Raw genomic sequence first — 23042 nt, 5'->3', positions numbered from 1 at the left:
GACTTTGAGCTGATAAACAAATAAACCCATCGCAATATGATGGGTTTTGTGTTTTTATAGAAGACCTAGTTTAAAATTTCGCGAATTGTAGTCAATTAATAACAAAGTCAATAGTCTACTAAAACCACTTCCAAAAATTAGGCTAAATTTGTAGCATTGAAAAACATTGTTATGATAAAAAAGTTATCTATAAGTCTGGGGATTTTGCTTTCAATAGTCTCTTTTTCTCAGCAAAAAACCTATTGCAATCCTATCAATATCGATTACGGTTACACACCTTTTGAAGTGTTTTCAAAACAGGGAAAACACCGTGCAACGGCAGATCCTGTGATTGTAAATTTTCAGAAAAAACTGTTTCTTTTTTCAACGAATCAAGAAGGATATTGGCACAGCGACAATATGCTCGATTGGAAATTTGTGAAAAGAAAATTCCTTAGAGACAATAAATACACCCACGATTTGAACGCTCCTGCGATTTGGGCTATGAAAGATACCTTATACGTTTACGGCTCAACCTGGGAATCTGATTTCCCGATTTGGAAATCTACCAATCCTAGTGTAGATGATTGGAAGATTGCAGTTGATACGCTGAAAGTTGGAGCTTGGGATCCTGCATTCCATTATGATGAAGATAAAAACAAACTGTATTTATATTGGGGATCAAGCAACGAATGGCCACTTTTAGGAACAGAAGTTAAAGTAAAAAACTTGCAGTCTGAAGGTTTTGTAAAACCAATTTTAAGACTAAAACCAGAAGATCACGGTTGGGAAAGATTTGGGGAATATAATGATAATGTTTTTCTGCAGCCTTTTGTGGAAGGAGCTTGGGTGACGAAGTATAAAGACAAATATTATATGCAGTATGGTGCTCCGGCAACAGAATTTAGTGGCTATTCTGATGGAGTGTATGTTTCAAAAAATCCTTTAGAAGGCTACGAATATCAACAGCACAATCCGTTTTCTTATAAGCCGGGAGGTTTTGCGAGAGGGGCGGGACACGGAGCAACATTCGAAGACAACTTTAAAAACTGGTGGCACGTTTCAACCATTTTTATTTCCACTAAAAATAATTTCGAAAGACGTTTGGGAATCTGGCCTGCTGGTTTTGATAAAGATGATGTGATGTATACCAACACGGCTTATGGCGATTATCCGACTTTACTACCGCAATTTGCGCAGGGAAAAGATTTCTCGAAAGGGCTTTTCACGGGTTGGATGTTGCTGAATTATAATAAACCGGTTCAGGTTTCTTCGACTTTAGGAGGTTATCATTCAAATAACGCAGTCGATGAAGATATTAAAACATATTGGAGTGCAAAAACTGGAAATTCGGGTGAATGGTTTCAGACAGATTTAGGAGAAGTTTCGACGATTAATGCCATTCAAATCAATTATGCCGATCAGGATGTTGAGTTTATGGGAAAAACAGAAGGCAAAATGCATCAGTATAAAATCTACGGATCCAATGACGGAAAAAAATGGAAAGTGATTGTCGATAAAAGCAAAAATACCAAAGACGTTCCTCATGATTACGTAGAACTTGAAAAACCAGCCTCAGCAAGATATTTAAAAATGGAAAACCTGAAAATGCCTACAGGGAAGTTTGCCTTAAGCGGTTTCAGAGTATTCGGAAAAGGAGCGGGAGCAAAACCTGCGAAAGTTCAGAACTTTGTTCCGTTGAGAGCTGATGCCAAAAAATATGGTGAAAGAAGAAGTATCTGGATGAAGTGGCAGCAGAACTCAGAAGCTGACGGTTACGTTATTTACTGGGGAAAATCTCCGGAAAAATTATACGGAAGCATCATGGTTTACGGTAAAAATGAGTATTTCTTTACCGGAGCAGATAGAGTAGATTCTTATTATTTCCAGATTGAAGCATTCAATGCGAATGGAATTTCTGAGAGAACGGAGGTTGTGAAATCTGAGTAAAATTTATACTGTAATTATGATAATTTCATCTCCTGTGTGGAATTACTTAACTTCTAAGCAAGAGTTGAGCAACTTCTAAGCAAGAGTTAAGCAAAACCTGCGCAGCTATTAAACTAAAGTTAAGCAGTTTTTTTTATACTAAAAGTGTAATACAAATCGAAACCCGCCAATTTCTCGGCGGGTTTCTGTACAAAATAAATGTATATGAAGATTGAATGTTAACGTGTTCTGCTTTTAATGGCATCTGATGCACCTTCAATGTCTCTTACTTTCTTCACTTTTTGGTTTCCGAAGTTGTAAGTGATGCTGAAAGTTCCGCCTCTTCTGAATTGGTCATTTCTTACATAGTTGTAGTTTCCGTTGGCTTGATAATCTTCAATTTCTACTATGTTAGTTCTAAGAACATCGGTAAGATTTAAAGCAAAGGTCCAGTCGTTCCAGTTTTTCTTTAAACTTACATCAAGGCTCGAAAGATTTTTAAGCATTCCCAATTCGATTTGCTGCTTGTCTACGAAGAAATAATTGATGCCTAAAAACCAGGTTTTCTTTTTATCTAAACGGATGGTGTTGTTGGTCTGGATTAAAATACTTGTAGAGCTTATTTTGTTCTCATAAGTCGGGAAAACATCTCCGGAAGTGGGGTCTACACTGAGACTTCCGTTATTTACATTTCTCTGAACACCAATATTGAAGTTAGTTGTGAGGTATTGATTAAAAAAAGTCTTTTGCATTCCCAACATTGCAGACATCTCCTGTTTGTCCCCGAAATTGGTACGGATGTATCTCAGTTGTTTGTGAGCATCTTTTATCGGAAGATTGGTTAGGGGGTCAATCACAATATTTCCTTCCGCATCTCTTCTGTCTTTCAAAATATCTCTCTGCAAAGGAACCTGCGTAATAACATCTTTAAGTAATGAGTGGTTTAAAATCAGGAAATAAGAGTTTTTAAACATGTATGTTAATTCCTGGTTGTAAGATGAAGATGCTTTTACAAAAGGGTTGTTTTGAGTATAATTGTCTTCTGTAAGGATATTTCTCACAGGATTTAGTTCCCAAAAACTTGGTCTTCTCATTCTGCTGGAGAATGCATAGGATATATTGTTTTTATCATTGATGGCATAATTCAAACTTACATAAGGTAACAGGTTGTTGTAATCCCTTTCAATTTTTCTGTATTCCGGAGCAGCATTATCAGATGTTCCCAAACTATTGGTGATCTCATATCTGGTTCCTATTTTCCCTGAAAATTTATCTGAAAACTTTTTCTCTGCCGTTAAATAAAATCCATAAATATTTTCATCATAAATGAAATGATTAGGATTATTTTCTTCTGCTTCTAAAGGAGGTGCAGGGTTTTCTCTGTATGTATCGTTCTTGGTATCGTTGTCTGTTTTTGTTTTATTAAAATTTCCACCAATAGAAAGAGTGAAATCATTTTTAAACTTCTTGATGTAATCTACCATTCCCGAAAAATTGTTGATTTTTTGAGGGAGGTTTTGAATTATAGTTTGTCCTAAGCTTAAATCATTTCCAAAAGCATCTGCAAAATAAGTCTTGTTGTCTGTAAACTGGAATCTTTTATAATTAAGATAAGCCGCATTTACATTCAATTTACTCCCTAAAGAGTCGGTTTTCAATTCATAATTCAGGTTTAAAGAATTGTTGTAAGAACGCGCATCTTCGTTATTTCTTGAATTGGTGTAATTGATATTGTACTGATTTGTTTTTGGATCTAAAGAACGGATGGTATTAAACAAATTTACCGTAGAATTATAGCTTTTATTGGCATTTGTATTCCAAGATAATCCTAGATTACTTTTTTCGGTTAATTGATAATCGAAATTTACATAACCGCCGATGTATTGGTTAGGATCGTCGATATTTCCCGTCGATTCATTGGATGAAGAACTATTACCGTTTCTCAAAATATAATGTTGAGCCTGAATATTTTCTCCACCGTAAAGATTTGCACTGATTCCCAGCTTGTCTTTTCTATAGTTTGCAGAAAAACTTGCTGAGGTTCCGTTGTATTTGTTCTGCGAATTCGACATTCTCATATTTCCGTTCAGACCGTCGCTCATTTTCTTTTTCAAAACGATATTAATAATTCCGTCAGAAGATTCTACCTGAAATTCACTTCCAGGAACAGTAATGACTTCAATTTTCTGAATATTTTCTGCAGGAGTATTTTTTAAAAACTGAGCCAGAGATTCGACATCCATATTAGATTTTCTGCCGTTGATGAAAATGAGCGCATTGTTTTTTCCTGCTATTTTTAAAGTTTTATCATCCGTTGTAGATAAAAGAGGAGTTTGTCTTAAAAGATCAAAAGTTGTATTTCCTTTAGTTACGGGCGAAGCTGCAACATCATATACAAAACGGTCGCTTTGTTTTTTGAAGACTTGTTTTTTCATAACAACTTCTTCAATTTTTTGAGTTTTTATTGAATCTGTTTTTTTCTCTTGGGCAAATGCAAATCCGCTGAAGAAAAGTGCTGCAATGAATATTTGAGTTTTCATAATTGTATATTTTTAGTTTAGATGCTTGTATCTGTTATTAATTTACATTGCAAAGATATATAATAAAAATAGTATCATGCAATACAAAGTAGTAAAAATGTTTTAGTTTTAATTTTAACTATCTGATTATTAGTGTTTAAAATGTTTTTTGAAATTTATTTTTTCATCTTTACATTTAATAAGACAACTGAAATAACAGTTTTGTTACACTAATTTTAAAAAAATAATTTACATACCCGTTTTTGATTAAATGAACCTAAACTTTTAATTATTAGTATTTCATCCTACAAATATGTAGACAAGTGGTGGAATTAATTACAGGAGCAAGCCCGGTTACTCATCTTGGGAATATTACTGTTTGTACTTCTGCAACTGAATTTGTAAATTATCAGATCGTTTCGTAGCCAACTGTAAACTGTGTTTTATGATTTAGTACATTACTAGAAGCAAATAACCTAAGTGTTATGCATATTCAATCGCCGGCTGGATCTTACTTCCGACTTTTTGCTCCAGGAATAAATTCTGTAGGAATATATACCTCAGGTTTTACAGTTTTTAAAGTACTAAATACTCCAATTAATGCGACAGGAAATAATTTAACTCTACAGATAAGTCAATTTGGATCAGTAGATAATTATATAGATTTTACCATAAACGGTACTTATTCAGAGATAGTTAATAGGGGTCCGGTAACAAGAACACTATCCGTAACAGGACATGTGAAAAGAGATTTTTAAAGTATTTAAAACAAAATTATAACAGAAAAGGACTTGAAAAAGTCCTTTTTTTATTTTTATTCTCTATCGAAACGGGCAAGTTTTTTATCAATCCAAATGGTAGCAAAAGGAAAGAATGCAGAAATTAATGCGAAGACGGTATCCTCATCATCCCAAGTATAAATTTTTCTTACTGAAGGTAAAAATAAAAGATAAAGTGTGAAAAATAATCCGTGGATGCTTCCAATAGTACTGATGTAGACGATCGGTAAAATACCTTCAGGGTCAACCCGAATCCAAATCATTGCAGTGAAAAGAAAAAACCATGAAATCGCTTCTGCTAAGCAGATTTGCTTAAACCATTTGATAACTTTTTCCTGATCATATTTTGCGAAAAAATTTTCTAAAAACTCCATGATATTCAATTTTGCCTAACTTCTAACTTCTAACTTCTACTTGTAAAAACTACTTCCATCCAAATACTCAAAAACTTCTGGTGGAAGCATCGGTCGTACATTTTTCCCCTGCTTAATCATGTTGCGAATTTCTGTTGCAGACAATTCAATTACAGGAGCTTTTATCAAGGAAATATTTTCATGTTTTAGATATTCTGAATCTTTTTTATCATCATTAAAAACTCTTGGATACACAATAATGTGATGATTTTCAACCAAAAGTTCTGCATTTTTCCATTTGTGTAAACTCCCCAGATTATCTTCGCCCATAATTAAACTAAAAGAATAGTCTGGATGTTTTTCTTTGAGATAAGTCAATGTGTCAATCGTATAACTCGGTGTTGGAAGTGAAAATTCAATGTTTGAAGCTCGCATTTCAGGATAACTCTTTATTGCCAATTCTACCATGTCAAGTCTATTGTGGTCGTTTAGTAATGATTTTTTTTCTTTGAAAGGATTTTGCGGACTTACCACAAACCACAATTCATCCATATCTGAATTTTCAAGAATATAATTCGCCAGAATTAAATGGCCAATGTGAATGGGATTAAACGATCCGAAAAATAAGCCGATTTTTTTCATTCAATCAATTATCAATTTTGCTATGCAAGTCAACTAACGACGCTTGTCAAGTTTTTAATTATTTACCTTTCAATTTAGAAGGAAAATTCACTATTCACTTTCGTGAAATTTTACATCTTTAATATTCAGGCAATGTGTCACATTTCCTTTCCAGTGATTTTCTTCAAGCGTAAAAGCGATGTCGAAATTTTTCGTTCTGAAATCATCAGCAAATTGTCCCAATTTAAAACCAACGCATTCGATATTTCTACCTGTAGATTCCTGTTTGATATAAAATTTAAGGTGATTATTATCTTTACCCATTGTTTTTAAATAACCTGAAATTTTCTGGTTTCTTAAAACTAGATTAGGCTTCATATTTTGTGGCCCGAATGGAGCCAGTTTTCTATGAAAATTAATAAAATCTCTGTTGATTTCATCAATGTGAACATCACAATCAACAGTTATAGAGGGTTCTTTTTGGTGATCCTGTATTTTTTCTGCAACGATTTTTTCAAATTTGATTTTAAAATCTTCAAATTTAGATTTTTCCATTGAAAGTCCTGCAGCAGCGTGATGACCACCAAACTTCAGAAAATATTCCGAACAAAGATCAAGAGCTTCATGCACATCAAAATCTGATACCGATCTTGCGGAAGCTACCATTTCTCCATTATTTCCATCGGTAAAAACCAAAGTGGGTTTGTGATACGTTTCAATTAATCTTGATGCAACAATTCCGATAACGCCTTTGTTCCATTCAGGATGATAAACAATGGTGGAAAATTTTGTTTCCTGTTGAGATTCTATAATCTGATTTAATGCTGAAACGGTAGAATTCATATCGAGTTCCCGTCTTTCATCATTAAGATTCATGATGTCGCTTACAATTTGATGAGCGTGTTTCAAATTATCTGAAACCATCAATTCTACAGCAGCTTTTCCTTGAGAAATTCTACCAGCAGCATTTATTTTAGGCGCAATTTCAAAAACAATATTCGAAATTTCAAAATGAGAAAGTTTATCTTCCGGAATCAAAAGTCTCAGTCCCATATTTCGGGTCTTTCTGAGCATTTTAAGTCCCATTTTTGCTAAAACTCTGTTTTCTCCGGTCATTGAAACTATGTCTGCAGCAATTGATATTGCTAAAAGATCTGTCAGTTCAAAAAGTTCCTGTTCCGGTATTTTATAAATGGTATTAAGACCTTGGCAAAGTTTAAAACCAACGCCACAACCTGAAAGTTCTTTAAAGGGATATCGGCAATCGTTTCTTTTCGGATCTAAAACTGCAGTCGCATCGGGGATTTCGTCTCCCGGTAAATGGTGATCGCAGATAATAAACTCGATGTTTTTACTTTTGGCATAATTAATCATGTCAATCGCTTTGATTCCGCAATCTAATGCGATAATCAGCGAAAAACCATTTTCTTTAGCAAAATCGATACCTTCAGTTGAAATTCCGTAACCTTCAGAATTTCGGTCTGGAATATAATAATCTAAATATTTTTTCTGAACGATTTTGCTCAAGTAAAGATACATTAATGCAACGGCAGTTGTTCCGTCAACATCATAATCTCCGTAAACCATTATTTTTTCTCCATTTTCGATAGCTGTTGCAATGCGCTCTACCGCTTTTTGCATATCTGCCATCAGAAAAGGATTGTGAATATCGGTCATATTGGGCTTGAAAAATTCTCTTGCCTTCTGATAATTGTCAATGCCTCTGAGAACTAGTAGTTTGGATTCAAAAGTTCCAAAACCAAGCGACGAACTCAATCCATCTACAATTTCTTCATCAGGTTCGGTTTTATAAATCCATTTTTGGCTCATTTCACAAAAATAGGCAAAATTTATTTTAAAAGCTATTGAAAATTATGGGCAAATTCAAATTCATTTTAGATGAAATTTTGAAATATTTTTAATCAAATATGGTATATGTGATTAAATTTTTAGTAAAATTTAAAAATAATTGCAATTTATTAAAACCAAGTGTTGTTTGTTCTCGTAGATGATTTTAATACTAAACCTATTTAAAAATTATATTATGAAAAAAACAATTCAAGTTTCCAGCCAGGGAGCCACTCTGGATACCAGTAGAAGAAACTTCCTAAAACTAAGCGGTATTGGTCTTGCCGTAGCTGGTCTTACTTTGGTAGGATGTAACGATGATGATATGGATTACATGGAAAATCCCGGAATATTCGATTTGGGCAAAGGAGATGTAGGTATTCTTAATTATGCATATGCTTTGGAGCAGTTAGAAGCTGATTTTTATACGAAAGTTGTTAATAGCTTCTACAGCGGAATTTCAAATGCTGAAAAAGAAATCTTAACAGATCTTTATCACCATGAAGTTATTCACCGCGATTTTTTTAAAGCTGCAATTTCAGCTGCGACACAAAATGTTTTACCGACTTTAGAATTTCAATATCCAAATGTGAATTTTAATGACAGAACCTCCGTTTTAGCTACTGCAAAAGCTTTGGAAGATACAGGTGTTGCTGCATATAATGCTGCAGGAAAGTATATTACAAATCCTACCTACTTAGTTGTTGCGGGTAAAATTGTTTCTGTTGAAGCAAGACATGCTGCTGCAATCAGAGATTTAATTAATCCCGGAACGGCTGCATTCTCAGGAGATGATGTAATCAATGCAAACGGGCTTGATGTAGCTAAAGAGCCGAAAGATGTTGTAATGGCAGCTGGAGGATTTATAAAAACACCTTTCACTTGGAAAGAACAGGGCATTAACTAATTATCACATCAAAACCTATTATTATGAACATTCTAAAATTATTAGATAAACTTTCTGACGATTCTTTTTTTACAAGACAAACGTCTAGATCAGAAACATTTTCAGATATTTCAGCATTCGGAAAAAAAGCGGCAGTTGCTGCATTACCCTTAGGATTAGCCGGATTAATGTCAACTGATGCAAAAGCTGAAATATTGACTGAAAATGATCCTATAACTGCTAAGAAAAGTGCTTTAACAGATGCTTTACAATTAGCTTTAACCCTTGAATATCTTGAAGATGAATATTATAGAATAGGTCTTAATGCAGGAACATTGATTCCTACGGCAGACCGTACTGTTTTTACGCAGATTTCTAAACATGAAGCAGCTCATGTTGCATTTTTAAAAGCAACCTTAACTTCTTTAGGTGAAGCACCGAAAGCGAAGCCAACTTTCGATTTTACAGCGGGAGGAAACTTCACACCTTTTACTAATTATCAACAGTTTCTTATTTTAGCTCAGGCTTTTGAAGATACGGGAGTAAGAGCGTATAAAGGACAAGCGGGAAATGTAATGTCAAATAAAGCAGTTCTTCAGGCAGCTTTACAGATTCATTCCGTTGAAGCGAGGCATGCTTCTCAAGTAAGAAGAATGCGCTCAAACAAAGGCTGGATTGAATTAGCAAATGGAGGAAATATGCCCGCTGCAACAAATCCTGTTTATGCAGGTGAAGATGTTACAATGCAAGCAGGCTTTAATACTGCTACAAAATTCGGCGCAGCGGCTGGTTCTGCAGCTTATGACGAAATTTTGAGTGGTACAGATGCGGCTGCGATTGCCGGTTTGTTTATTGTTTAAGCATAAATTCTCATATATATTTAAATCCTTTTTCGGTATATTTCCGGGAGAGGATTTTTATTTTATAAAAAGTACTATCTTCACAGCACAAATTTTTATAGTATGAAAAAAATCTTAATTTCTGCACTTTTGATAAGTGCTGTAACGGGCGTTCAAGCTCAAAAAATCAATCTGGGAAAAGCTGCAGGTGTAGTTTCTAAAGGCGCTTCAGCTTTAACATTTTCTAATGCAGATGCAATTAAATTATCTAAAGAATCGGTGGATTATATGGATAAAAATAATCCGATTGCAGGCCCGAAAGATCCTTACACGGTTCGTTTAAACAAACTTTTTGCAAAACACAAATCTCAGGATGGTTTAAACTTAAATTATAAAGTTTACAAAGTGACCGACATCAATGCATTTGCTTGTGCCGATGGAAGTGTACGTGTTTTTTCTTCTTTAATGGATATCATGACAGATGATGAATTATTAGCGGTAATCGGTCATGAAATCGGTCACGTTAAAAACGAGGATACTAAAGATGGAATAAAGTCTGCTTATCTGAAAGCTGCAGCAATGGATGCGGCTTCATCAGCTTCTTCAACTGTAGCAAATCTAAGCGAAACCCAAGTTGGAAAAATGGCAAATGCTTTCCTTGACGCTTCTCACAGCAAAAAACAGGAAAATCAAGCTGACGATTATTCTTATGATTTTATGAAATCTAATAAATACAATGTTGTAGGAGCTTATACGGCATTCAAGAAATTGGCTTTACTTTCTGAAGGAGGTTCACCTCAGTCTAAATTCCAAAAAATGTTTAATTCTCATCCGGACAGTAATAAAAGGGCAGAAGCTATTAAGAAAAAAGCTGAAAAAGACGGTCTTTGGAAAGATCCGGGAACGGTTTCTTTACCAACGGCAAAACTTACAAAATAATTTAGTTTAAATATTTAAATAAAAACTCCTCAAGATTAATTCTGAGGAGTTTTCTTTTGTATAAATTGAATGTTCTTAAAAATTAAGCGTACATTTTTTCTCTTAATTCTTTGATCTTTTTGTCAGCAAGATATTCGTCGTAAGTCATTTCTCTGTCGATGATTCCGTTTGGAGTCAATTCGATGATTCTGTTACAGACAGTAGAAAGCATTTCGTGGTCATGAGATGACAATAAAAGATTTCCTTTGAAGTTCGACAATGAGTTGTTTAAAGTTGTGATACTTTCAAGGTCTAAGTGGTTCGTCGGTTCATCCAATAAAAGAACGTTTGCTTTCTGAAGCATCATTCTGCTGAACATACATCTCATTTTTTCACCCCCGGAAAGTACTTTACAAGATTTCAAAGCTTCATCTCCTGAGAAAAGCATTCTGCCTAAGAATCCTCTCATGAATTCTTCGTGACGCTCTTCATCATTTTTGGTAAATTGTCTCAACCAATCCACTAAACTGATGTCTTCCTGGAAGAATTTAGTGTTATCTAAAGGCATTTGAGATTGGTTTGTAGTAACTCCCCAAGCAACAGTACCTTTATCTGCTTCATTATTACCTGCTAATATTTCGAAAAATTCTGTTATTGCTAAAGTGTTTTTAGATAAAATAGCAACTTTATCATTCTTTTTCAGATTTAGATCGATATTCGAGAACAATAATTCGCCGTCTTTAGTTTTTTCAAGACCTTTTACATCTAGAATCTGATCTCCCACTTCTCTTTCCATTTCGAAAATAATCGCCGGATATCTTCTTGAAGATGGTTTAATATCATCAATGTTTAACTTGTCGATCATTTTCTTTCTCGCAGTTGCCTGTTTAGCTTTTGCAACGTTTGAACTAAATCTAGCGATGAAATCCTGAAGTTCTTTCTTCTTTTCTTCCGCTTTTTTGTTAGCTTGAGCTCTTTGTCTCGTTGCTAATTGAGAAGCTTGATACCAGAAAGAGTAGTTACCTGTATAAAGATTTAATTTAGCATAATCTAAATCTCCGATGTGCGTACAAACCGTATCTAAGAAGTGACGGTCGTGAGATACTACAATTACTGTATTTTCATAATCAGCCAGGAAATCTTCTAACCAAGAAATTGTTTCAATATCAAGGTCATTCGTAGGTTCATCTAAGATCAATACGTCAGGATTTCCGAAAAGTGCCTGAGCTAAAAGAACCTTTACTTTGTCCTTATTCTCTAGTTCGCTCATCAATTGGTAATGCATGTCATCTTTTACTCTTACGTTTGAAAGCATGGTTTGTGCATCAGATTCAGAGTTCCATCCACCCATTTCATCATAGATTACGCCCAATTCTCCGGCTTTAATACCGTCTTCGTCAGAGAAATCTTCTTTCGCATAAAGCGCATCCATTTCCTCTTTTATCTCGAATAATCTTTTGTTACCTCTTAAAACAGTCTCAAGAACAGTAAATTCATCATAAGCAAAGTGATCCTGCTCAAGAACTGACATTCTTTTTCCAGGTTCTAAAGATACGTGTCCTGTTGTTGGATCTTGCTTTCCTGTTAATATTTTAAGGAATGTAGACTTTCCTGCACCATTTGCTCCGATAATTCCGTAGCAGTTTCCTTTCGCAAACATAATGTTTACTTCGTCAAAAAGAACTCTTTTCCCGAATTGTAAAGATAAGTTAGATACTGTTAACATATAGTTTTGTAAATTTGGCGCAAAATTACGAAAAGAATTTGGGTAAATTATAATAATGTAATACTCAAGTTTTTATATGAAAGCAAATTTTGTATATTTATTAACAAAATTAATAATAATGAAGATTGAAAAAACAGTAAGGATATTAAATAAAAGAGCTCGGTTTGAATATGAAATTCTTGAGGAAGTAGAAGCTGGAATGGTATTGATGGGAACAGAAATTAAAGCACTGCGTTCTTCTAAAGCATCTATCACAGAGTCTTTTTGCCAGTTTATTGATGGCGAATTATATATCATTAATATGATGATTGATGAATATAAACTAGGAACTTTTTATAACCATAAAACAAAAAGGGAACGGAAGTTGCTGTTGCACAAAAGAGAATTGTTAAAATTTGAAAAAAAACTTAAGGATGCAGGCAATACAATCATTCCGCTTAAGCTTTATATAAATGATGGAGGAAAAGCTAAAATAATTATCGCCTTAGGAAGAGGTAAAAAACTCTTTGATAAAAGGGAGAGCATAAAAGATAGAGAAAATAAGCGAAACCTCGATAGAATATTAAAGAAAAGTTAAAAATCATCCTGAAAACTTTGTTTATAAAGAAAAATTATATTTATTTTGCAATATCAATTATTTAATCATTTAATTCTATGAAAAATCTAAAATTAGGAATTTCAGTATTGGCGCTTACGGTTGCTTCTACTGTTTTCGCTCAGACTACCAACAATCCGTGGATGATCGGGGTTGGTGCTCATGCGGAAAACCATACAGCACAGCGTGGTAATTTTACCAATACGTTTTCTGCTACTAATTTGACGAAAAATATGTTCAATGTGAACAATTTTTCTATTACACCACCACTTTCTAAATTAACAGTTGCAAGAAACATCGGTAAAGGTTTAGTTATCGACTGGCAAACTAGTGTAGGAAATGTTGAAAACAAAAGACTTAACATGGGTAAAGAATTCATGTTGATGACAGGTTTAGGTTTCCAAGCTAAAGCGGCTGGACTTATCTGGAATGAAGAGTCTTGGTTTGATCCATACTTGAGAGTTGGTGCTAACTATTTAAGACATGACTATACAAGTCTTTCTTTCCCAAGACAAACTTTCATCAACGGTAATCCTGCTGAAATGACTGCTAATGGAGATAACGGTATGGAAATGGGTAAAGCTAACCACTTCACAGTTTCTACAGGTGCAGGTGTTAACTTCTGGTTGACTAAGAACTTCGGTTTAGGTGTTCAGGGTGATTACGTTTCAACTCCTGGAGATAACGCAAACTATGCTAACTTTTGGCAAGCTTCTGCTTCATTGAACTTCAGATTCGGAAACAGAGACAGAGATAAGGATGGTATCTTAGATAAAGACGATTTATGTCCAGATACACCAGGTTTACCAGAATTCCAAGGATGTCCTGATACAGACGGTGATGGAGTTCCAGATAAAGACGATCAGTGTCCAGAAGTTGCTGGTCCGGTTGAAAACAATGGTTGTCCTTGGCCAGATACAGATGGTGACGGTGTAATCGACAAAGATGACGCTTGTCCATCAGTTGCAGGTCCTGCAGAAAACAACGGTTGTCCTTGGCCAGATACAGACGGTGACGGAATCTTAGATAAAGATGATGCATGTCCTACAGTTCCTGGAGTTCCAGAATTTAACGGATGTCCTCCTCCAGTAGTTGAAGAGCCAATTGAAGTGATTGTTACAAGAGAATTTAAAGATCTTTTATTTGACTTCAACAAAGCTACAATCAGAAAAGAATCTAATGGTAAATTAGATACAGCTGCAAAAATCATTAAAGATGCTCCAGCTCAAAACTTTGTGATTGTTGGTTCTACAGATAAAAAAGGTAGTGAAGCTTATAACTTAAACTTGTCTAGACAAAGAGCAGCTGCTGTAGTTTCTGCTTTGGAAGCTAGAGGTGTTAACCCTTCAGTATTGAAATCTATCGGTATCGGTGAACAAGACGCTCAAGTTCCAGAAACTGCTACTGACGCTGAAAGACAAGCAGACAGAAAAGTAATCGTAAGAGCTATCTCTGGATCAGAGTGGGAAACTTACAAGAAATCTGACTTACCAGTTAAAAAAGCTCCAGCTAAGAAAAAAGCTCCAGCTAAAAAGAAAAAATAATTAATTTTTCTAAATAATAAATACCCTCAGTTTTCTGGGGGTATTTTTTTTGTTGTTGATTTTGAGTATTTTTGTCAAAATTTAAATTATAAAATGGGAAGAGCATTTGAATATAGAAAAGCCTCCAAAATGGCTCGTTGGGATAAAATGGCCAAGACTTTTTCTAAAATTGGTAAAGACATTGCTTTAGCAGTAAAAGCTGGAGGAACTGATCCTGAAGCCAATCCTGCATTGAGAAGATGTATCCAGAATGCAAAGGGTGCAAATATGCCTAAGGATAATGTTGAAAGAGCAATCAAAAAGGCAGGTGGTGCAGATGCGGAAAATTATGAAGAAATCACTTATGAAGGTTACGGACAAGGTGGTGTTGCATTTTTCGTAGAATGTACTACAAACAATCCTACAAGAACGGTTGCAAACGTAAGAGCAATTTTCAATAAGTTTGATGGTAATCTTGGAAAGAATGGCGAATTAGCTTTTATATTCGACAGAAAAGGAATTTTTACAATCGATTTAGCCAAAGTTACGATGGATTGGGATGATTTCGAAATGGAAATGATCGACGGGGGCGCAGAAGATGTAGAAAAAGATGACGAAGAAGTAATGATCACAACTGCTTTTGAAGATTTCGGTTCTTTATCACACAAATTAGATGAACTTAAAATCGAAGCTAAAAGTGCAGAATTACAAAGAATTCCGAATAATATAAAAGAAGTCAATGCAGAGCAATTTAAAGTAAATATGAAAATGCTTGATCGTTTTGAGGAAGATGATGATGTGCAAAACGTATATCATAACATGGAAATTACAGACGAATTATTAGAATCGTTATAAAAGATAATATAGCATTCATACACAGTTCATTTTCAATTAGTTTCTTTGCAAAAGAATCAACTGTGCAATCGCCATCCTTGGTAATACAAAAATACTAATTGATATGGCGATCACATTTGATCATTTAGTAAGATAATATCTGCAAATGAAAAGAGACGTTGAACTGGTTGTTATTTCGGATGTACACTTGGGAACTTACGGATGTAAGGCTAAAGAACTTCTTAGATATCTAAATTCTATTCAACCGAAAACATTAGTTTTAAATGGCGATATCATCGATATTTGGCAGTTTAAAAAGTCTTACTTCCCTAAGCCTCATTTAAAAGTAATTAAAAAGATTATTTCTTTTGCTACGAAAAACACAAATGTCTACTATATTACTGGTAATCACGATGAAATGTTCAGAAAGTTTACCGACTTCGAATTGGGTAAACTGAAAGTCTGCGACAAACTTTGCCTTGAAATTAATCACAAAAAAACATGGATTTTCCATGGAGATGTTTTTGATGCATCCGTTCAGCATTCAAAATGGATTGCAAAATTGGGAGGAAAAGGTTATGACCTTCTCATTGTCATTAATAATGCTGTGAATTGGTTTTTAGAAAAAATGGGTAGAGAAAAATATTCATTTTCAAAAAAAATCAAGAATAACGTAAAAAAGGCGGTAAAGTATATTGGTGATTTTGAATTAACGGCGTCTGAACTGGCAATTGATAACGGCTATGATTATGTAATTTGTGGTCACATTCATCAACCTCAAATGCGTGAAGTAGTAAACAAAAAAGGTTCATGTACTTATTTGAATTCAGGAGATTGGATTGAAAATTTATCAGCTTTAGAGTTTAATCAAAATGAATGGACGATTTTTCACTATGAAGATCACAAGCATTTACTTAAAGATGATGAAACTGAAGAAATTCAGGATATCAACAGTTCAGATCTTTTGAAAATTGTAACCCAATTTACTTAGTATGAAAGTTTTGTATGCATTTCAGGGAACAGGAAATGGTCATGTTGCAAGAGCGCAGGTAATCATCCCTATTCTTAAAAAATATGTTTCTGTTGATACTTTAATCAGTGGTCATCAATCTCAGTTGAAGGCTGATTTTCCAATTAACTTTCAACATAAAGGTGTTTCATTGCTTTACAATAAAACAGGCGGAATTTCCTATAAAAAAATTCTTTTTGAAAATTCTTTTCTCGAAGCTTTTAAAACCATTAAAAATATTGATTTAAGCAAATACGATTTAATCATCAATGATTATGAGCCTTTAACAGGTTGGGCTTGTAAAACAAAAAATTTAAATATGATCGAGCTGAGTCATCAAGCCTCAATGAGTTTTAAAGAAACACCAAAACCTGATAAAAAAGACTTTTTCGGAGAATTGATTTTAAAGTATTATGTTCCAAGTGAAAGAAAAATAGGTTTTCATTTTGATAACTATCATCCACAAATAAAAAAACCGGTTATCAGAAGAAAAATCAGAAATTTAAATCCCGATAAAAAAGGATTTTATGTGGTTTATCTTCCAAGTTTTTCAGATGAAAATATTATTAAAGTTTTAAAAGAAATTCCTGTAGAGTGGAAAGTTTTTTCAAAATACAGCAAACTTCAGGTGAAAGTTAAAAATGTTGAGATTTTCCCAATTGATGAGTTTCAATATTTAAAATCTTTCGAAAACTGTGATGGGATTTTATGCAATGCTGGCTTTGAAACTCCGGCTGAAGCACTTTTTATGGATAAAAAGCTATTCGTGATTCCTATTCACAATCAGTATGAACAGGAATGTAATGCGTGTGCTTTAGAGAAAATGGGAATTCCAAATTCTAAAATTTTAGACTCAGAAGAAATTAAAAACTGGGTTGCTTCAGATCTTCATTTTCAGGTTGATTATCCAGATAATATTGAAGATATTCTTCTGAATGAAGTTTTAGTTCTGTAAAAAAATATCTGCCACATCATTCATTCTTCTCATTACAGCTCTTGCATAAGAACAATGGGGATATACTTTCCACTTATTTTCTCTTGAAAATTTAATAGCTTCTTCTACAAGAAACTTTCCCATTCCGCGACCTTCAAACTCGGGATGAACCAATACGAAAGAAATAATCAATTTACTGTCATCAGGGAAAATCGTGTAAGTCAATCTCCCCACTTCTTTTATTTCGTTGTTGAGTGTAATAACTCCTCCGTTTCCTGATTTATTGTTTTCGAATTTCATAATTTACATTTTAATTAAAATTAAAAATACAAAAATTGAACCGCACAAGTTTTGATCTGCATTAATAAATGGATTAACATTAATTATCAATTCATTTTAGGCAATAATAAATTTTAAAAACAGAATCTTTTAAAAGAAAATACCAAATATTCCGTTTAATTCTTAAATTTGGCTTATGCGAAAGAATTTTTATCTTATCATTGTATCGTTATGTCTTGTGAGTTGCTATACTTATCAAGTTAAAAAGCCTGCAGATCCTACAGCAACCGATAATAAGCAAGATTCTAAAAGAAGTGCAGAGCTTGCAAAGGCATCTCAGGGAGAAATGGATAGTGAAAAAGCCGAATCTCAAAAATCAAATTCACAAGTAATTCCCGCTCCAATTAATGTGCAGGAGAAACTTGCTCCGAACAAAAATTTTAAAATTGATGTTGACGGTAAAAGTTATAAAATTATAGTTGACCGATGGGAAAGTGACAGTCTTGTTGCGCATTCGGTTCGTAACCCTAAAGTAATTTTCAAATTCCATAAGAATCAAATTAATAGCGAAAAAATTGCTGAAAAACAATTTTCAAAACCGATCGCTGATATTATAACTATTGCTGCTTATGCAGGAATTGGTGTTGGAATTTGGTCGCTTTTGAAATAATTTCTTTTAATTTTCTAATATTTAAATTAAAAACAACAATTCACTTACAAAGCATAATTGGCAATAATTAGCTGTCTTTTCCCGTATAATAATTATAATCTTTGATAACAACACCGATAAACTGTCTTTCGGTCATTTTTGTGGGGTCAACTTCCAGCTTGAGAATGCTTTTTATTTTTTCTGAAAGCTTTGTAATAATTTGTCGGTCATCAATTTTTAAAGCTTTTAAATAATTGTCTTTAATAATTCTCATGTCATTATCACTCAACCCAATCACTTGTGGAAAAGTTGGAATGTAATCATGATTGATGTTTTCAAGAATCGTATGAGAAATATTGATGTTGTTTTTCAATGAAATTACAGCTGTTCCGGAAGCGATATCACCCAAACGCTGATTATTTTTAGAAACAATCATCGAAATTAAACCAACAATTCCTACAAAAGTTGTGTCGATTAATCTAAAAACCCAGCGAATCAGATAATCCCCAAAACTCGCTTGGTAACCGTCGATTTTTACCACACGTATTTTCATTACTTTTTTTCCGGGAGTCTGCCCTTCCATCAAGCTTTCCAAAACTAACGGATAAAGCGAAACGGGCAATGTGAGAACAATGTAAATTGCGTTTTGAGACCAGGAATCTAAACCATCTAAAATATATCCTAAATTGAAAATATTAAAAAATAAATAGAACGTCGCAACAACATATGCCGCCTTGATAAGAAAATCTATAATGTACGCTACTATTCGTTCTCCGATACTTGCAGTGATAAAATTAATATTTACATTTTGGGAGGTATTTATCGCAATTTGAGACATAATTTTTATTATTTTAGCCTTACAATTATGAGAGAAGTTTATTTCATTAAACAAAATAAAGAAAAATGGTTGGGAATTGAGCAGGTTGTTCAAGGGAAAATTAAAAAAAATCCTGATGACCTGTCTTCGTTGTATATCAACCTTGTCAATGATCTTTCTTTTGCCCAGACTTACTACCCGAAAAGTAATACTACGGTTTATCTTAATCATCTTTCGTCTCAGATTTTCCAGAAAATTTATAAAACTAAAAGAGTTGAAGAAAACAGACTGATTTATTTCTTCAAAACAGAAGTTCCTTTGATTGTTTATGAAAACAAAAGATATTTAGTCTACTCTTTTTTGTTCTTTATATTTTTTATGCTGATTGGCGTACTTTCAGCGATTTATGATAACGAATTTGCCAATCTCATTCTGAGTGAAGGTTATGTAAATATGACCATCGAAAACATCAAAAACGGAAATGCAGTTGGCGTTTATCAGGATGGCTCCACTTGGGGAAGTACAATCGGAATTACCGTCAACAATATCATCGTGGGTGCAAAACTTTACATTTACGGAATCACTTGCGGAATCGGAACGTTGTATCTTTTGATGCATAACTCAATTATGGTGGGAACATTTCAGTATTTTTTCTATCAACATGGAGCTTTAGGAGATAGTGCAAGAGGAATCTGGCTTCATGGAGCATTTGAAATTTTCAGTATGGTTGTGGAAGGAATGTGCGGTTTGATTTTGGGAACTTCTATTCTTTTTCCAAAAACGCTGTCAAGATTTAATTCTTTTAAAAACGGATTTAAAAATTCGTTCAAAATATTTTTAAGTACAATTCCCTTTACAATCTGTGCCGGAATTCTTGAAGGTTATGTTACGAGACATGCATTAGAAATGCCTTTAATATTAAATCTTATCATTATTTTTGGATGTTTGGGAATCATCGGCTTTTATTATTTTGTGTACCCAAGAATTGTTAACCGAAGAATAAAAAACCTTATCAATGATGCAGTTTTATAAAAAAAGAGATTTCGGAGCTCTTATTACAGATAGTTTTACATTTTTCAAACTGTATGGTAAAAACTATTTCAAAAATTACATTCTGCTGAATGGTCTTTTGCTGATTCTCATGGTGACGATTTTTATTTTCGGCTACAGAGAACTATTTATGCAGATTTTCGGGTCAAATATGAGCGGAGAAAGTTATTATTTCGAGTCTTATTTTGAGGATAATATCGGAATGTTCATCGTCATCGGAGTAATCACATTTTTGCTTTTCATGACAATGATGATTGTCAATTATCTTTTCCCTGTTTTTTATCTTAAAAGATTAGCTCAAGGTGAAACCAAAATAAAAACCGACGATATTTTTGTTGATTTTAAGAAAAATGCAGGAAGAATTGGTAAACTTTTGTTGGGATTGATTTTCATAGTGACACCAATAGCAATCATCATTATTGGAATTTCTTACGCATTAATGCTTGTTATTATTGGCTTTTTTCTTTTGCTGCTCATATTTCCGGTCGTGATCAATGTGATTAATTTTCTGATGTATGATTATTTTAACAGCAAAAGTGGTTTTTTTGAAAGTTTAAGCTATTCCATTCGTTCACAATTTTCTTATGCAAATAATAGAGAAGGTTCACCTTTCTGGAAATATTGGGGTGCAACAATAGTTATACTTATTATTTTGTATGTCATTACGACTGTTTTTACGATGATCCCGATGATATTTTTCATGCTGAAAATTACCACAATGTCACCCGATGGAAATTTTGAACAAAATCCTTTTGCCGGAAGTTTCGGTATCTTAATTTTTGTGATGTATGGGGTTTCAACGTTGATTTCATTTTTCCTTTCGAATATATTGTACATCAATTCAGGGTTAATGTATTACGACAGCAGAAGAGATTTTCACCAAAAAGTTGAGTTGGAAGAAATTGAAACAATCGGTATCAATGAATAAATTGTTATTGTTTTTACTGATTTTTCTGAATTTTGGGTTTGCAAAAGCTCAAGAATATGATGATGAATATTCTGATGATTATACAGAGGTTGCTACTGCAGATACTGTTTTTACAAGTCATTACAAAAATATGTACGTTGCAGATTCTATTTTAAAGACCAATCCGCAAACTGAAAATACGGTTTTTCCAAAGAAATTTAAAGAAAATCTTCCTTCAAGATATAAAGGAAACGAATTTGATTATACCACTTCAAAGCCCAGAGAATCATTTTTTGAAAAACTTCAGCGAAAACTGATTCAATTGATCAGAAGTATTTTTGGTGATACAAGCTTAGAAACTTCTTCACAGATTACAGGGCTAATCATTCGGCTTTTTGCGATTATTTTGGTAGGCTTTTTATTATATTTTATCGTTAAATTTTTGATTAAAAATAATGGGAGTTTATTTTTTGGAAATCAAAATAAAAAAATAGAAATTAACGACGAAGAGCTTCAAGAAAATATTCACGAAATCAATTTTCCACAAAGTATTGCCAAATTTGAAAATGACGGAGATTACCGTTCTGCTGTTCGTTATCAGTTTTTATTTATCCTTAAAAAATTAAGTGATAAAAAACTCATTCTTTGGAATCCCGAAAAAACAAATAAAGACTACGTTTCAGAATTACAACTCAACCATTTGAAAAACGACTTTTACAATCTTTCTTATATTTTCGATTACGTTTGGTACGGTGAATTCAGTATCGATGAGCAGAGTTACAATAAATTTAAAAATCAATTTCAAGGATTTAAGCCTTAAATAAAACTTCTTACAATGAATAAAACTTTCAAAATATATGCTGTTATCTTCATCATTATCATGGTGATTTGGGCATTGCTTGAAGTGAGTAAAAAGGAGGTTACAGACTGGCGAAAAAACTTTGATGTGAATGAAAAATCGCCTTTCGGTTTGTTTGTCTTTAATAAAGAAGTAAAAGATTTATTCAAAAATAATTTTACCAAAATTGATATTACTCCATATCATTATTACTCGGAAAAAAACAAAAAGCCACACAATATTCTCGTTGTAGAAAGCGAAGTAGATCAGGAATCGTGGAACAAAATTTTGGATGAGGTTTCCAAAGGTTCCGATGCGATGATTATTGCAACCCGGATTCCGAAAAATATCTCAGATTCGATTGGTTTTTACAATTCAAAAATATCTTTTGAAGAACATAATGTTTTAAAACTGACCGACAAAAAATATCAAAATGATTTTATTGAATTAGATAAATTTCCGTCTGGTAGAGGTTTTTCTTACATCAAGCCCAAAGTTCAGGTTTTAGGAAAAACGATTGAAGAGAATAATGAAGATCAGGCAAATTTCATCAAAGCACCTTTTGGAAAAGGAAATATTTATGTGCATTGCGAGCCGCTTTTTCTTACCAATTATTATCTTCTGAAATCTGGAAATGTAAAATATGCTCAAAGTGTCTTTTCATATTTGGGAGATAAAGAAACAATATGGTTTGTAGAGAGTAATACCAAAGAATCGAGTTCTTTATTAAGATTTATTCTTGCAAATCCGGCTTTGAAATATGCTTGGTGGGTATTTTTAGGCGGAATAATTTTGTTTATTTTCTTTAATGTAAAACGAAAACAAAGAATCGTCCCCATCATAGAACCTTTAAAAAATACATCTGCTGATTTTGTAAAAAGTATTGGAAATCTTTACCTACAGGAAGGAGATTTTCACGATATGATGGCAAAGAAAGCTCAATATTTCTTAAATAAAGTAAGACTTGATCTTTTAATTGATACTCAAAATTTGGATGAAGAATTTTCAAAAAAGCTTCAACTAAAAACTGGTAAATCTGCTGAATTGGTAAATGAAGCAATCTCATTAATTAAAAAAGCACAAGATCCTTACGCCGGTGTCATGAAAGAAGACTTGGGAAGAATGAATAAACTTTTGGATGAGATAATGAAATAAACATGGAAATGAGAAAGGCTTCACAGCAGCGAAATTACTTTTCAAAATAAAAACG

At 33.4% G+C, this 23042-nt stretch carries 22 protein-coding genes; 15 read left to right on the top strand and 7 right to left on the bottom strand.

Going from position 1 to position 23042, the window contains the following annotated elements; all coding sequences use genetic code 11:
* Window positions 1–171: 171 nt before the first annotated feature.
* Window positions 172–1929: a discoidin domain-containing protein gene (locus OEA66_RS06855; RefSeq protein ID WP_267280686.1), complete on the top strand. Its 1758-nt coding sequence runs from the start codon at window positions 172–174 to the stop codon at window positions 1927–1929.
* Between the two features lie 218 nt (window positions 1930–2147).
* Here OEA66_RS06855 and OEA66_RS06850 read toward each other — a convergent pair whose 3' ends face one another.
* A complete protein-coding gene (locus tag OEA66_RS06850; RefSeq protein ID WP_267280685.1) occupies window positions 2148–4448 on the bottom strand; it encodes a TonB-dependent receptor domain-containing protein in 2301 nt (766 codons plus the stop codon).
* Window positions 4449–4912: 464 nt separating this feature from the next.
* Between OEA66_RS06850 and OEA66_RS06845 the strand changes: the two genes are divergently transcribed.
* The gene (locus tag OEA66_RS06845) at window positions 4913–5185 is read left to right on the top strand and encodes a hypothetical protein (protein ID WP_267280684.1); all 273 of its coding nucleotides are present in this window, start codon (window positions 4913–4915) and stop codon (window positions 5183–5185) included.
* Window positions 5186–5241: 56 nt separating this feature from the next.
* Here OEA66_RS06845 and OEA66_RS06840 read toward each other — a convergent pair whose 3' ends face one another.
* The 3 genes from OEA66_RS06840 to recJ all read right to left on the bottom strand — a co-directional run bounded on the left by OEA66_RS06840 (window position 5242) and on the right by recJ (window position 8010).
* A complete protein-coding gene (locus tag OEA66_RS06840) occupies window positions 5242–5580 on the bottom strand; it encodes a DUF3817 domain-containing protein (protein ID WP_267280683.1) in 339 nt (112 codons plus the stop codon).
* Window positions 5581–5616: 36 nt separating this feature from the next.
* Complete coding sequence (gene nadD, locus OEA66_RS06835; RefSeq protein ID WP_267280682.1) at window positions 5617–6201, bottom strand: nicotinate (nicotinamide) nucleotide adenylyltransferase; 585 nt, start codon at window positions 6199–6201, stop codon at window positions 5617–5619.
* Between the two features lie 90 nt (window positions 6202–6291).
* Window positions 6292–8010 carry a single-stranded-DNA-specific exonuclease RecJ gene (recJ, locus tag OEA66_RS06830; protein WP_267280681.1) on the bottom strand — a complete coding sequence of 573 codons (1719 nt, stop codon included), beginning with the start codon at window positions 8008–8010 and terminating at the stop codon, window positions 6292–6294.
* A 214-nt stretch (window positions 8011–8224) separates the two neighbouring features.
* Between recJ and OEA66_RS06825 the strand changes: the two genes are divergently transcribed.
* The 3 genes from OEA66_RS06825 to OEA66_RS06815 all read left to right on the top strand — a co-directional run bounded on the left by OEA66_RS06825 (window position 8225) and on the right by OEA66_RS06815 (window position 10692).
* Entirely contained in the window at window positions 8225–8935 is a 711-nt protein-coding gene (locus OEA66_RS06825; protein WP_267280680.1) for a ferritin-like domain-containing protein, read from the top strand.
* Window positions 8936–8958: 23 nt separating this feature from the next.
* Window positions 8959–9774 (top strand): ferritin-like domain-containing protein, encoded by an 816-nt coding sequence (locus OEA66_RS06820; RefSeq protein WP_267280679.1) that lies wholly within the window; start codon window positions 8959–8961, stop codon window positions 9772–9774.
* A gap of 102 nt (window positions 9775–9876) precedes the next feature.
* Window positions 9877–10692, top strand: coding sequence for a M48 family metalloprotease (locus OEA66_RS06815; protein ID WP_267280678.1), 816 nt, complete (start codon window positions 9877–9879; stop codon window positions 10690–10692).
* Window positions 10693–10774: 82 nt separating this feature from the next.
* Here OEA66_RS06815 and OEA66_RS06810 read toward each other — a convergent pair whose 3' ends face one another.
* Window positions 10775–12397, bottom strand: a complete 1623-nt coding sequence (locus tag OEA66_RS06810) for an ABC-F family ATP-binding cassette domain-containing protein (protein ID WP_267266440.1) — start codon at window positions 12395–12397, stop codon at window positions 10775–10777.
* A gap of 118 nt (window positions 12398–12515) precedes the next feature.
* On the opposite strand from OEA66_RS06810, the gene smpB reads away from it, so the two are divergent.
* From smpB to OEA66_RS06785, 5 genes are all read left to right on the top strand, one after another.
* Window positions 12516–12974: an SsrA-binding protein SmpB gene (gene smpB / locus OEA66_RS06805; RefSeq protein ID WP_267266439.1), complete on the top strand. Its 459-nt coding sequence runs from the start codon at window positions 12516–12518 to the stop codon at window positions 12972–12974.
* 77 nt (window positions 12975–13051) lie between these two features.
* Entirely contained in the window at window positions 13052–14536 is a 1485-nt protein-coding gene (locus OEA66_RS06800) for an OmpA family protein (protein ID WP_267280677.1), read from the top strand.
* Window positions 14537–14629: 93 nt separating this feature from the next.
* Entirely contained in the window at window positions 14630–15370 is a 741-nt protein-coding gene (locus tag OEA66_RS06795) for a YebC/PmpR family DNA-binding transcriptional regulator (protein ID WP_267266437.1), read from the top strand.
* 145 nt (window positions 15371–15515) lie between these two features.
* Window positions 15516–16340, top strand: coding sequence for a UDP-2,3-diacylglucosamine diphosphatase (locus OEA66_RS06790; RefSeq protein WP_267280676.1), 825 nt, complete (start codon window positions 15516–15518; stop codon window positions 16338–16340).
* Between the two features lies 1 nt (window position 16341).
* Window positions 16342–17313 carry a glycosyltransferase family protein gene (locus OEA66_RS06785; RefSeq protein ID WP_267280675.1) on the top strand — a complete coding sequence of 324 codons (972 nt, stop codon included), beginning with the start codon at window positions 16342–16344 and terminating at the stop codon, window positions 17311–17313.
* On the opposite strand, the gene OEA66_RS06780 is transcribed toward OEA66_RS06785, so the two are convergent.
* Complete coding sequence (locus tag OEA66_RS06780; protein ID WP_267280674.1) at window positions 17302–17592, bottom strand: GNAT family N-acetyltransferase; 291 nt, start codon at window positions 17590–17592, stop codon at window positions 17302–17304. The genes OEA66_RS06785 and OEA66_RS06780 overlap by 12 nt on opposite strands.
* Before the next feature lie 175 nt (window positions 17593–17767).
* Between OEA66_RS06780 and OEA66_RS06775 the strand changes: the two genes are divergently transcribed.
* Entirely contained in the window at window positions 17768–18241 is a 474-nt protein-coding gene (locus tag OEA66_RS06775; protein WP_267280673.1) for a hypothetical protein, read from the top strand.
* A 67-nt stretch (window positions 18242–18308) separates the two neighbouring features.
* Here OEA66_RS06775 and OEA66_RS06770 read toward each other — a convergent pair whose 3' ends face one another.
* On the bottom strand, window positions 18309–19058 hold the full coding sequence (locus OEA66_RS06770) for an RDD family protein (protein WP_267280672.1): 750 nt from the start codon (window positions 19056–19058) through the stop codon (window positions 18309–18311).
* Window positions 19059–19085: 27 nt separating this feature from the next.
* Between OEA66_RS06770 and OEA66_RS06765 the strand changes: the two genes are divergently transcribed.
* The 4 genes from OEA66_RS06765 to OEA66_RS06750 are packed head-to-tail and all read left to right on the top strand — an operon-like array spanning window position 19086 to window position 22987.
* Window positions 19086–20069: a stage II sporulation protein M gene (locus OEA66_RS06765; protein WP_267280671.1), complete on the top strand. Its 984-nt coding sequence runs from the start codon at window positions 19086–19088 to the stop codon at window positions 20067–20069.
* Window positions 20053–21015: a DUF4013 domain-containing protein gene (locus tag OEA66_RS06760; protein WP_267280670.1), complete on the top strand. Its 963-nt coding sequence runs from the start codon at window positions 20053–20055 to the stop codon at window positions 21013–21015. Before OEA66_RS06765 ends, OEA66_RS06760 begins: the two co-directional genes overlap by 17 nt.
* Window positions 21008–21814, top strand: coding sequence for a DUF4129 domain-containing protein (locus OEA66_RS06755; RefSeq protein WP_267280669.1), 807 nt, complete (start codon window positions 21008–21010; stop codon window positions 21812–21814). The genes OEA66_RS06760 and OEA66_RS06755 overlap by 8 nt, the downstream gene beginning before the upstream one ends.
* Window positions 21815–21829: 15 nt before the next feature.
* Window positions 21830–22987: a DUF4350 family protein gene (locus tag OEA66_RS06750; RefSeq protein ID WP_267280668.1), complete on the top strand. Its 1158-nt coding sequence runs from the start codon at window positions 21830–21832 to the stop codon at window positions 22985–22987.
* The last annotated feature ends 55 nt before the right edge of the window (window positions 22988–23042 follow it).

Source organism: Chryseobacterium luquanense (assembly GCF_026460945.1).
GTDB lineage: Bacteria > Bacteroidota > Bacteroidia > Flavobacteriales > Weeksellaceae > Chryseobacterium > Chryseobacterium luquanense.
Note: the sequence above shows the minus strand (reverse complement) of the source record. Positions and strands in the feature narration are given on the sequence as shown.